9 protein-coding genes are annotated in these 12,427 nt (G+C 63.3%); 2 read left to right on the forward strand and 7 right to left on the reverse strand.

Going from position 1 to position 12,427, the window contains the following annotated elements:
• Positions 1-80: 80 nt before the first annotated feature.
• The 6 genes from manD to B215_RS0109910 all read right to left on the reverse strand — a co-directional run bounded on the left by manD (position 81) and on the right by B215_RS0109910 (position 7,302).
• Positions 81-1,289 (reverse strand): D-mannonate dehydratase ManD, encoded by a 1,209-nt coding sequence (gene manD, locus B215_RS0109885; RefSeq protein WP_019369488.1) that lies wholly within the window; start codon positions 1,287-1,289, stop codon positions 81-83.
• 118 nt (positions 1,290-1,407) lie between these two features.
• Positions 1,408-2,979: a GH39 family glycosyl hydrolase gene (locus B215_RS0109890; protein WP_019369489.1), complete on the reverse strand. Its 1,572-nt coding sequence runs from the start codon at positions 2,977-2,979 to the stop codon at positions 1,408-1,410.
• Between the two features lie 115 nt (positions 2,980-3,094).
• The gene (locus B215_RS0109895; RefSeq protein ID WP_019369490.1) at positions 3,095-3,892 is read right to left on the reverse strand and encodes an SDR family NAD(P)-dependent oxidoreductase; all 798 of its coding nucleotides are present in this window, start codon (positions 3,890-3,892) and stop codon (positions 3,095-3,097) included.
• Positions 3,892-4,908 (reverse strand): phosphotransferase family protein, encoded by a 1,017-nt coding sequence (locus tag B215_RS0109900; protein ID WP_019369491.1) that lies wholly within the window; start codon positions 4,906-4,908, stop codon positions 3,892-3,894. Before B215_RS0109900 ends, B215_RS0109895 begins: the two co-directional genes overlap by 1 nt.
• On the reverse strand, positions 4,905-5,990 hold the full coding sequence (locus B215_RS0109905) for a Zn-dependent alcohol dehydrogenase (protein ID WP_026009137.1): 1,086 nt from the start codon (positions 5,988-5,990) through the stop codon (positions 4,905-4,907). Before B215_RS0109905 ends, B215_RS0109900 begins: the two co-directional genes overlap by 4 nt.
• 28 nt (positions 5,991-6,018) lie before the next feature.
• Positions 6,019-7,302, reverse strand: coding sequence for an acyl-CoA dehydrogenase family protein (locus B215_RS0109910; protein WP_019369493.1), 1,284 nt, complete (start codon positions 7,300-7,302; stop codon positions 6,019-6,021).
• A 140-nt stretch (positions 7,303-7,442) separates the two neighbouring features.
• On the opposite strand from B215_RS0109910, the gene B215_RS0109915 reads away from it, so the two are divergent.
• Positions 7,443-8,678, forward strand: a complete 1,236-nt coding sequence (locus B215_RS0109915; RefSeq protein WP_019369494.1) for a TetR/AcrR family transcriptional regulator — start codon at positions 7,443-7,445, stop codon at positions 8,676-8,678.
• 94 nt (positions 8,679-8,772) lie between these two features.
• On the opposite strand, the gene B215_RS0109920 is transcribed toward B215_RS0109915, so the two are convergent.
• A complete protein-coding gene (locus B215_RS0109920) occupies positions 8,773-11,487 on the reverse strand; it encodes a TonB-dependent receptor (RefSeq protein ID WP_019369495.1) in 2,715 nt (904 codons plus the stop codon).
• Positions 11,488-11,928: 441 nt separating this feature from the next.
• Here B215_RS0109920 and B215_RS0109925 point away from each other — a divergent pair, with 441 nt between their 5' ends.
• Positions 11,929-12,420, forward strand: coding sequence for an EF-hand domain-containing protein (locus B215_RS0109925; RefSeq protein WP_019369496.1), 492 nt, complete (start codon positions 11,929-11,931; stop codon positions 12,418-12,420).
• Positions 12,421-12,427 lie beyond the last annotated feature (7 nt).

Genomic DNA, 12,427 nt, shown 5'->3' on the forward strand with positions numbered 1-12,427 from the left:
AAGGTAACCGGCGAATCGGGAAAATGGTCCTTCGCGGAACGTGGCGCCCCGGACCAGCAGGTCCAGGGCGCATGCGGGACTTACCAGTTCCACATCGTCCCGTCTTCCAGACGAGCGACCGGCAGATAGGCCGGCTTGTAGGGATATTTCGCCGCCAGTTCCTCGTCGATATCCACACCGTGGCCCGGCGCCTCGCCGCAGAACAGATAGCCCTTGTCGAAGTGATAATCGTGCGGGAACACTTCATCGGTTTCTTCGGAGTGGCGCATATATTCTTGAATGCCGAAGTTCGGCACCCAGGTATCGAAGTGAAGCGCGCAGCCCATCGTCACCGGCGACAAATCGGTGGCACCGTGGCAACCGGTGCGCACCTGATACAGGCTGGCCAGATCGGCGAGGCGACGCAGATGCGTCAGACCGCCGGCGCCCACCACGGTGGCGCGCAGATAGTCGATCAGCTGGTTCTGGATCAGGTCCTTGGCATCCCAGATCGTGTTGAAGATCTCGCCCACGGCCAGCGGGGTCACGGTGTGCTGGCGAATCAGCTTGAACGCTTCCTGATTTTCGGCTGGCGTCACGTCTTCCAGCCAGAAGAGTTGATAGGGCTCGAGCATCTTGCCCAGATTCGCGGCTTCCTGCGGCGTATAGCGGTGGTGGCCGTCGTGCAGCAGATGATGGTCGAAGCCATAGGTGACGCGCAGCTTGTCGAACAGCTTGGGTACATAGTTGAGCGCCTTGCGCGTGTCCCAGCCCGTGACGGAAGGGAGCGCAGCATCGGCGGGCTCATAGTAGAGCGTGCCGCGGCCGACGCCATATGCGTCCTTGATGCCGGGCACGCCGGTCTGGGCGCGGATCGCCTTATAGCCCATGTCGATATACTGGCCGACCGCGTCCACGGTCTGCTCGATATCTGCGCCATTGGCATGACCATAGACCATCACGCCATCGCGGCTACGGCCGCCTAGCAGCTGGTATACGGGCATGCCCGCCATCTTGCCCTTGATGTCCCACAGCGCCATGTCGACCGCGGCAATCGCGCGCATGGTCACCGGCCCGCGACGCCAATAGGCACCGCGATACAGATACTGCCAGATATCTTCGATCCGCCGCGGATCCATCCCGATCAGGCAGGGTATCACATGATCTTCGAGGTAGGAGACGACCGCCAGCTCTCGGCCATTCAGCGTCCCGTCGCCAATGCCATAGACGCCCTGGTCCGTTTGGATCTTCAGCGTGACGAAATTGCGGCCCGGGCAGGTCACGATGACCTTGGCCGAAACGATCTTCATGGAACAACCCCTGCTAGCAAATCGATCGCAAAGGCCTGACCAATCGCAAAGCGGATGTCAATAGCGCGCAAATTGGCCAGACCGACATCTACCTTAGCTGGATCTGCCTAAGCATTTATCAACGCGCAGGCTCGATCGTCACCAGCGCAATGTCGTTGGTGGCCAGCGGCAAGCGATAGGCAAGCGTACCACGTCGATCAACGGTTACCACCCGTTCGACTTCGGGCGTGTCGCGCGTCAGGCTCTGAAGCTGGCTGACTTGCCCGGCGCTCAACGACTTGGGCATGCCCAGGTCGATATAAGCGGAATAGGCGTCATTGTGGCGATAGCCGGTGCGATTCACCCGCAACCGATAGCGGCCTGGCGCAAGCCCGGAGACGGTAAGTGCCGCGGGTGCCTCTGCTTTGGCCGGGACGATCCGCGTATAGTAGGGCCGGTTGCTTACGGGCTGCACCGGCTGATGCCAGTCCCACACTAGCGCCACGACCCGTCCACCATCCTTGGCGGCTAGGCTGTAGGTATCGCCGGTCGCCAGCGCCTGCCCACGCAGCGCGTTAAGATATTTGTAGGCGAACCAGGCCGGCTTGCGGATGCCTTCACGGTTCATCAGCCCGAAGCCGCCATGGAAAGGCGTGGGCGGTGGGCCGGGTTCTTCGAACAGATCAGTATAGGTCCAGTAGCTCATCGCCTGCACCGAACCCTGCACTGCCTTGAGCTTAGTAAGGATATAGGGCGCGCTAACGTAGCTGTCGTGCACCGCATCGCGCGGCGTATAGCTCGTGCTCCATTCCGTGAAGTAAAGCGGCAGCTTCGGGAACGGCGACGCGGCGATCTCGCGCCGCACTTTCAGCACGTCGCCGACGATGGCATACGGGCTGGGCGAGAGCTTGGTATCCTGCTCCCCCTTCTCGTCCAGAAAGCCGCCGTCGACGCCATAGGTATGCGTGGTGACGAAATCGACCGGCACCTTGTTTGCGGCGACGTGCGCCAGAAATTCCGGCACCCAGGCCGCGCCCGCGGTTGATGGGCCGCCGACCTGCAGCGCTGGATCGACCGCCTTCAGCGTCTTGGCGGTAACATCGTACAGCTCGAAATAGGCTTTCTGATCCGCCTTCTCCCAGAAGCCGTCCAGGTTCGGCTCGTTCCACACTTCGAATGGCCAGGTCCGGACTTCGGCGGCGCCATAGCGCTGGATCAGGTGGCGCGCGAACGAATCGATCAGATCGCGCCAAGGCCCCAGCTTCGGATGCGAGGTGTTGCCTTTCCAATAGAAGATACTGTTGTCCGAAGTCTTGAGCGCCTCCGGCGTGAAACCGAGTTCGACGAACGGCTTGATCTTCTTCGCGAGCAGATCATCGTACAGGCCATCGATGCCGCTCCAGTCATATACGATCGTGCCGTCCGGCTGCCGGCGCACCGTCTTCAGAACGTCGTGGAAGATTGCGTGGAAGCGGATCATGCGGAACCCAAGTTCCGGAACTGCCATCGCCAGCTGCGCCTGACTGTCCGGCCGTGCGAGCGTACCGGGAAAATCCGATCCGATCGAAAGATCGAAGAATCGATCCACCGGCCCCTGCGGCTTGGCAGCGTCCAACCGAATGGTACGCACGCCGGTTGCCGGCTGCGCCAGTGCCGGTGTCGTGCCAACCAAAGCAATGGCAAGCGCGATCCCCGCATGATTGTTGCGCATTCCATTCCTCTCCATGGTGCCTGATTGCACGTTAGCGCTACCAGCGTAGCGTCGTTTGCATGGGTAAAACAACCCTGACACTGCTGAAGATCACGCTCACGGATTTCGACAAGGTTCAGAATGCAGCTTTGCCAAACTCCTGGCGGGTTACCGGATGGCTGGAGGAGAGCCCGCCATCCACCACGATCGCTTGCCCGTTGACATAGGAGGCTGCGTCGGATGCGAGGAACACCGCCACTGCGGCGATCTCTTCAGGGACGCCTGCCCGGCGCAGCGGATTGAGCTGGCCCAGCCTGTCCTCCCTGCCGCGTTCGCGCGCATATGTGAAGGCGCGCTCGGTCATGCCGGTCTCGATCAGCCCGGGGCAGATCGCGTTCACCCGCACGCCGGAGGTGGCGAGTTGCTGCGCCGCCGTCTGGACCAGATTGATGACGCCTGCTTTCGACGCCGAATAGGGCGTACCTCCCGCTCCGGAGCGAAGCCCCGCAACGCTGGCAGTGCACAAGATCGCACCCCCGCCCCGCGCGACGATGCGCGGTGCCGCGTGCTTGATCGCCAGTGCCGGGCCGATCAAGTTGACGCGCAAAACCTCGGTCCAAAGCTCTACCGTCGAGTCGAGGATACCCGCGGTCCCCCCGGATATTCCGGCATTGGCGTAGAAGACGTCGATGCCGCCGAAGCGATCGCATGCCGCCTCCACCAGTTGCTGCACGGCCGCTTCGTCGCCGGCATCGATCTGGATAGCCAGCGCCTGCGCCAATCCCGCCACCGTTTCGTGGACGCCTTCTGCACAGTCGGCAGCGACCACGCTGGCACCTTGCGCAGCGAACGCGCGCACCGTGGCCCGGCCGATTCCCGATGCGGCCCCAGTAACCACCACGACCTTGCCCGAAAAAGCCGATGCTTGCTCCATCATGCCCCCGCCTTCCGCGCGAAATGCCAAGCCGCGGCGGCAAGGCCCGGCAGTCGTTCCACCGTGGCCGCCGCCTGCGCGCTGGAGGCGTTGCCATCGATCATACGTTTCTTGATGCCCTGAACGATGCCGGCGAGCCGGAAGAAGTTATAGGCGAAGTACCAGTCGAGATCGGGCACCCCGTCGCGCCCCGTGGCCACGCAATAGCGGTCGACCACCGCCGCCATTGTTGGGATTCCGCTTTCTTCACCGGCCAGCCCCTTCACCCCCGAGCGGCCCTCCGGTTCGGTAACCCAGTTCATCAGAAAATAGGAAAAATCGGCTAGCGGATCGCCAAGGGTCGACAATTCCCAATCCAGCACGGCGAGAACCTGCGGGCGATCGGCGGCGAACATGACATTGTCAATCCGATAGTCGCCATGCACGATGCTGGTGCGCGTCTGCTCCGGCGCGGTGCGCGGCAGGAACTCGATCAGCCCATCCATTTCCGGCAGCTCATCGGTCTGACTTGCACGATATTGGCGAGTCCAACGTTCGACCTGCCGTGCGAAATAGTTGCCGGGCCGACCATAGTCTCCCAGGCCCACCCTGCCAGGATCGATGCCGTGCAGCTGCGCCAGCGTGTCGACCAGCGCATTGTAGAGTGCGGTGCGCTCATCCGGCGCCATGTCGGGCAACGCCCCGTCCCACAACGTCCGCCCTTCCACCATTTCCATCACGTAGAAGGGCGAACCGATCACCTGTATATCTTCGCACAGCGCGAACGGGCGTGCGACGGGAAACCCCGCCGGGTGCAGGGCCGAAATCAATCGATATTCACGATCTACCGCATGCGCCGAGGCCAGGATCGGGCCGAACGGCTTGCGCCGCAGCACATAGGCGCCGCTCGCCGCATCTACGCGATAGGTGGGGTTGCTTTGTCCTCCGGGAAACTTGGCGGCACGGATTGGCCCGGAAAAGCCTGGGATCTGCGCCTCGCACCAGGCGCAGAGACGGATTTCGTCGAGGTCACTCATAGGAATTCGATCACCGATCGGACGCTGTGGCCGTCCCGCAGCTTGTCCAGCGCCGCATTCACCTCCGGCAATCGGATCCGCTCCGCCACCATCGTGTCGAGATCGAGCACGCCGTCCAGATACATCTGCACCAACCGTGGAATATCGATCGGGAAGCGCGTGCTGCCTAGCAGCGAACCCTGGATCTTCTTGCCAGTGAGGAAACTGGGGCCCGGCAGGTGCACATTCTGGCCGGGCGCGATCATGCCCAAGATCGTCGCGGTGCCGCCCCGCCGCAGGATCTGCCAGGCGAGTTCTGCCGAGGAGGGTCTTCCCACCGCCTCGATCGCATAGTGCACGCCGCCGCCGGTAAGGCCGAGCACCTGTTTGGCGATGCCCTCCGTGGTAGGGTCCAAGGCGTCGGTGGCTCCCATTTTAAGCGCCAGCGCGCGCTTTTCCGGCACCGGATCCAGCGCGAAGATCCGCCCTGCCCCGGCAATCCGCGCGGCATTGACCGCCGCCAGGCCGATGCCGCCGGCGCCGATCACCGCCACGCTTTCTCCCGCCCGGACGCGGCTGTCGTTGAAGATCGACCCGGCGCCGGTGATCACCGCGCATCCCAGCAGCGCAGCGCGATCCAGCGGCATGTCCCGGCTGATTGCGACGCAGGCGTTTTCATGGACGAGCATCATTTCGGCGAAGGCCGAAAGGTTTAGGAAGGGCGCCAAAGGCGTGCCGCTCGCCAGCCGCAGCCGCGGCTCCGCATCGGCGGAGCGACGCGTCGAAGGGTCGACGCAAAGCGACGGCCGGCCGGTTATGCACGCCTCGCATGCCCCGCAGAACGCCGTCAGGAAGGTGATAACATGGTCCCCCGGGCGGAGGCGGGTCACGTCCGATCCCACAGCTTCCACGATCCCGGCCGCTTCGTGCCCGGGTACCGTCGGCACCGGATGCGGGAAGGCACCATCGACGAAATGGAGATCGGACCGGCAGACTCCCACCGCGGCGGTGCGGATCAGCACCTCGCGCGCGCCGGGCTTGGCAACCAGCACCTCCTCGATCATCAATGGCGTTTTCGCCTCGTGCAGCACGGCAGCCTTCATCGTAGCCTCCGCAAGGGGCGCGACGCCCTCACCGGCTGACCCCAAGGTCGCCCGACGAAAGGCCGCCCGCGCGATGCGCGGCATATCGGCCGAATTCGGCGCGGGCGATGGCGCGCGCATGCACTTCGTCCGGCCCGTCGGCCAACCGCAGCGTCCGGATGCTGCCCCAATGGCGGGCCAGATCGAAATCGTCGCTCACGCCGGCACCGCCATGCGCCTGGATCGCATCGTCGAGGATCTGCAGGGCCATGCTCGGCGCCTGCACTTTGATCATCGCGATTTCCTGTTGCGCCGCCTTGTTGCCGGCGCGATCCATCATGTCGGCTGCCTTTAGACACAGCAGCCGCGTCATCTCGATGTCGATGCGCGCCCGGGCGACGCGCTGTTCCCAAATCGAGTGATCCGCAATCCGCTTGCCGAACGCGACCCGCTCCACCAGCCGCTTCGCCATGGCGGCGATCGCCTCCTCCGCGACTCCGATCGTCCGCATGCAATGGTGGATGCGGCCGGGCCCCAGCCGGCCCTGCGCGATCTCAAAGCCGCGGCCCTCGCCGAGCAGCAGATTCTCTGCCGGCACGCGCACATCCCGCAGCACCACCTCGCCATGACCGTGCGGCGCGTGATCATACCCGAAAACCGAAAGCATCCGCTCGACGGTGACGCCCGGCGTGTTCAGCGGCACCAGGATCATGCTCTGCTGGGCGTGCTTCGCCGCACCGAAATCAGTCTTTCCCATCAGGATGGCGATCCTGCACCGCGGATCCCCGGTTCCGGAGGACCACCATTTTCGGCCGTTGATCACATAATGATCGCCGTCGCGCTCGATCCGCGTCTCGATGTTGGTCGCATCCGAAGAAGCAACCGCCGGCTCGGTCATCAAAAAGGCGGAGCGGATTTCGCCGCGCATCAGCGGCGCCAGCCACGCTTCTTTCTGCGCGCGCGTGCCGTAGCGGTGCAGCACCTCCATATTGCCCGTGTCGGGTGCGGAGCAATTGAACACCTCCGGCGCCCAGTCGATCCGGCCCATTTCCTCCGCGCACAAAGCATATTCGAGGTTCGTCAGTTGTTCGCCCTCGAAGCGGAAACTGTCGTCGACATGCACCTGGCCGGCATGAGGCGGCATGAACAGATTCCAAAGCCCCTGAGATTGAGCGATTGGCTTCACCTCCTCCAGCACCGGGTTGACTGCCCAGCGGTCCCCCGTTGCTGCGGCCGCCCGATAGGCGAGATCGCGGGGCCGGATCTCGGCGTCGATAAAGGCTTTCACCCGATCGCGGTACTCGGCCTGTCGCGCGCTCAGCGTGAAATCCATGGCGTCGCTCTCCTGTGGTTCTTTGCCACCGGCTTATAGCGTACCGGATATTCGGTAAAGGGTCAGCCAAAGGCAAAAATGCCCTACGCAGACTTCAAAAAACCGTTTTGGCTATGGGCGGAAACGGCTAAGCTGATGCCATGGACGCCCCCGCGAAGATCGAAACGAGCAGCACCAAGCGATTCCAGGCCAAGCGCGATGCGATCCTGGCAGCGGCAGCAGCCGCGATCAACGAACAGAGCGCGAAAGGCATGACCTTCGCTGATGTAGCGCGTCGCGTCGGGCTCAACACCACGTCGGTAACCTATTATTTCAAGCGCAAGGAAGATCTTGCCGCGGCGGCGTTCGAACAGACACTGGCGTGGCTCGATGGTAGTCTCGATCAGGCGCTGGCCGAACCGTTCCCGGAAGCCAGGGTCGCGCGCTTCCTCGCGATCAACATGGAGCGCCTCGCGCGCATCGCCCGCGGCGAGGAACAGGCGGTCGCGATCCTTTCGGATCTTCGCGCGATGGAAGAGCCGCTGAAAGGCAAGCTGCTCACCGGCTGGCGCAACGTGTTCCGCAAGACGCGCAGCCTGTGGGGCGCCGATGGCAGCCGCGCGCAGACGGACCTACGGGGCGCGCGCGCGCACGTCCTTCTGGAAAACAGCTTCTGGCTGAACGCGTGGATGTCGCGCTACGAACTGGACGAATATCCGCGCGTCGAGGCGCGGCTGATGGACGTGTTCCGGCACGGCATCGCCGCGCCGGGCCAGCGTTGGCAGCCCCGCCTGTTCGAACTGGTCCATGAAGAGCCGGAGCCCGGCCGCGAGGCTTTTCTGCTCGCGGCTACTCGGCTGATCAACGAACTCGGCTATCGCGGCGCCTCGGTGCAGCGGATCGCCTCCGAACTCAATGTCACCAAGGGCAGCTTCTACCATCACCTCGATGCCAAGGACGATCTGGTAACCGCTTGCTACAAGCGCAGTTTCGACATCCTGGTCGATGCCCAGCGCCTCGCGGAAGGCGCCAGCGGCACCTATTGGGAACGGCTTGAAAGCACCCTCGCGACGCTGCTCGATTACCAGTTCTCCGAACGAGGGCCACTTCTGCGGACCACCGCCCTGTCCGGCCTGCCGCTCAACGTCCGCAACATCATGCTCGATCGATCGAACCGGATCGCACGCCGCTTCGCCGGCATGCTGTCGGACGGCATTGCCGAAGGATCGATCCGTCCGATCGATCCGCTCGTCGCCAGCCAGGCGCTGATGGCGCTGCAGAATGCCGCATTCGACATGCGCAAATGGGCTGGCACGATGCCGCGAGACCGCGCGGTGGCATACTATGCGTCCACCCTCGCCTTCGGCCTGTTCGACGATCGCGTACTGGAGGGCTGAACAGGCGCAGCGCGGCGCGCGACAGCGAATATCCAAAAAAAATGGGCCGGAGGGCATGCCCTCCGGCCCCAAGCTTTCCTCCCCAGGAAAGGCTTCAGAAGCGCGTCCGCAGCGTCAGGCCGTAGGTACGCGGCTCGGCGAGATACGCCGAGAAAAGCTGGCGTCCGCCGGGATATTGCGGATCGACAAAAGGAGCCCCGGTCGCGCCTTCCTGGAAGGGCGAGTTGAACACCACCTGCGTGTAGTTCTGGTTGAACAGGTTCTGCGCCCATAATTCGATGGCCCAGCGCTCGTCCTTGCCGCGGATACCGATGCGGCCGTTGACGACGTTGAAGCCGTCTTGAATCTTCTGCGGGAACAGATCCGATCCGGTGTTGAAGTCGCCCGTCATGCGCGTGTCGAAATAGACAAGGCCGCTCAGTCCCGAACTGCCGAGCGGCGGCGTCCATGCGATCGAAGCGGTGGCGACCACTTCGGGGGCGTTGGACAGATTACTTCCCGGCAGCAGCCGCAATGCCTGGTCCAGCGGCGCGCCCTGATCGGTGCCGACCAGCTGATCGCGATAATGCGTGTCGGCATAGGTCAGCCCCAGACCGATCTGCACGTCGCGCGCCGGCACCAGCGTGGCTTCGAGTTCGACGCCCTGCGATACGACGCCATAGCTTACATTGTCTGCCCCGCAGGCGCCGGTGGTGGTGGCGGCTGCGTTGTAGTTGCTGGCGGTGGTGAACTTGCTCTGGTCCCGGTCGCCGCCCGCGAGGCTGGCCGTACAGCCGTTGATATTCTGGACCAGGAACACCGTGCCGTTAAAGGTATTCAACTGGAAGTTCTTGAACTGCTGCCGGAAAATGGAAGCGTTCAGGCTAAACTTGCGCGTCGAATATTTCAGGCCGAGTTCGAAGGCGTCGTTTGTTTCCGGTGCGAATTGCAGGTTACCGACCACCGCTTGCGCGCCGCCCAGTGACGCGAATGTCGCGATCGGCAACTTCAGTGCGGAGCGATCGAGATTGAACCCGCCCGCTTTGTAGCCGCGCGAGTAGCTGCCGTAGAGTAACAGATCGTCCGTTGGCTTGTACGACAGGATCGCGGTGCCGGTGAATTGATCCTCCTTCCGCGTGTCACGGATCGAAACGCCGTTCAGTTCGGACGTGGAATTTCCCTGACAGGAAAGACCGACGATCGCATCCACCACGGCAGTCAGCGAAGCGACCGAGCGGAGCGGCAGCAGCGACGCCTGATTGGCGACGCAGGCCGTGTTGTCGTTACCGAAACCGGCGTTGAAGCGCTTCCGCTCATTTGTGTAGCGCAGACCCATGGTGAGGTCCAACCTGTTGGTCACGTGGAAGATATTGTGCGTGAACAATGCCCAATTGCGGCTGTTCTGCCGGTACACGTCGCGCGTCGTGCCGCGATCGTTGATGCCGTCCAGGCGGTCGAACGCCGCATAGATCAGCGGAGAGGCCGCGCCGAAAGCAGCCGGGCGCGCCGCCAGGCAGCCTGCGGAGGTCGGAGAATAGAGCGCCGCAAGCGCGCCTCCGGAGATGATGCGGCAGGTGGCGAAGCGGCCATATTGGTTGCCGAACCGCAGATTATCGACAACGGTCAGATCCTCATCGGCGTAATAGCCGCCGACCAGCCAGTCCAGCCGGTTGTCGAAGGCATTGCCGTTCAGGCGCAGTTCCTGACTCCAGGTTTCGAACGCGCGCGATGAATTCGCGTTGGGCGAACGATACAGGATGTCGACGGCGCTATAGTCGGTATCGGCGCCTTGGCTGGCGAAATAGTTCCGATAGCCGGTGATTGACGTGAGTGTTGCACCACCGAGCGTCCAATCCACCTGGACCGAGCCGCCCCAATCCTCGGTGATGCCGCCATAGCTGCGGCCGCGTGTGACATAGACATCGCGGCTATAGGGGTTGCTGAACGCCGCCAGGGGTTGCCCGAGATCGCGCAGCACGCGCACAATGTTGTTCGACGTGGGGCTGTTGAGCTGGCCGATATAAGGGCTGTTGGCCGAATCCATGTAGACGGCAGCGCAGCATTCTTCCTTGCGCTTGGTGTAATCGCCGATGACGCGCACGCGCAGATCGCTCGAGGGCTCGAACAGCAACTGCCCACGCAGGAAATAGCGGTCGCGATTGTTGATGTCGCGATTGTTGGTAACATCGCGGTGGAACCCGTCGCGCTTCATATACACGCCGTCCAGCCGACCCGATACGTTGCCACCGATCGGCACGTTGACGAAGCCTTGCGCGCGTATCGTCTCGTAATTGCCGTATGTCACTTCGCCGCCCGCGGAGAAGTTGGGCTCGGGCATTCTCGACACGATGTTGATCAAGCCCGCCGAGGCATTGCGGCCGAACAGCGTACCCTGCGGGCCGCGCAGCACTTCGATCCGCTCGATTTCGCCCAGCTCGTTGAGGCCGATGCCGGAACGCGAGCGGTACACACCGTCGATGAACACCGCGACCGAGCTTTCCAGGCCAGGATTGTCGCCGACGGTGCCGATACCGCGGATGCGCGCCGATCCGTTCGCCTCGCTACCCGTGGACGAGACGAGCAAAGATGGCGCCACCTGGTTCAATGCGCGGATATCGTTGGCACCCGTGCGTTGCAGGGCTTCGAAGCTCACGGCCGAAACGGCAATTGGCACATCGGCAAGCGCCTGGGCGCGCCCTTGTGCCGTGACGATGATTTCGTTGGATTCGGTTTCGGACAGCGGATCGGGCGTTTCCTGCGCATAGGCAGGCATAGTGAGCGCGATCGCGAGTGCCGGCGCCGCACAGGCCGACAGAAAGCGTAGCCGCATAGACATCTCTCCACCTTGGCTGGAGCCTCTTTCGCGCTCCATACCGTACCTTCGAATACACGCCCTCCGCCAAGCGCCGTCAAGAAAAACTAAAGTTTCAAAATGCTACCCGAACCAAAATGTGGCACGGAAAGCACAGTGACGGCGAACCATATTGGCAAGCGCCGCACCGCAACATGCGCCGCAGCAAACCCCGGCTGCATCTCAGCACGCGACGGCGGGCTCGCCACGGTTGCGCTTGCCGTAGCGTCTGCAGTGCCGCTTCGTCGCGCGCTACCCTTCGTCGGAAGGGCCAATCGCCCCTTTCGCCGCACCGGCGACAAATTGCGACATTTTCGTGGGCGCCTGACAAATCTGCGCGACATCATCGCGGCAAAACCAGGATGCGTGCCGGGGTCATGTCCCCGCCCTCGGCACCAATCACCGTGCAGGAGCTTCCAGATGCTGAAACGTCTCACCCTCACCGCGATCGGGGCAACGCTCCTTGCGGGTGCGGCCCAGGCCCGACAGGCCGAACCGCAGGATGGTCCCCGTCCCGGACCCCGTCCCGACCTGATCGGTATGGCAGACAAGAATAAGGACGGTGTCGTCACCCGCGACGAAATGCTCGCCGGCATCGCGACCCACTTCGCCGCGATGGATACCAATCACGACGGCAAGGTCACGCCCGAGGAACGCGCCGCCTTCCAGGCGACGATGCGCGCGCGCATGGGCGGCCGCATGCCCGCACCGAAGGAAATGACGCTGGCCGAGGAACAGGCTCGTGCCGGCCGCATGTTCGACCGGGTCGACACCAATCACGATGGAAAGATCGATGCGACGGAACGCAGAGCGGCAGCGAAACGCATGATGGCGATGGGCGGCCGCCGCGGTCGCGGAGGTCCGCCGATGGGCGGCGACATGCCTCCACCCCCTCCGGCCGGCGAAGACTGACGCCAGG

Origin of the sequence: Sphingomonas sp. ATCC 31555 (assembly GCF_000282895.1) — a bacterium.
Classification (GTDB): Bacteria; Pseudomonadota; Alphaproteobacteria; order Sphingomonadales; family Sphingomonadaceae; genus Sphingomonas.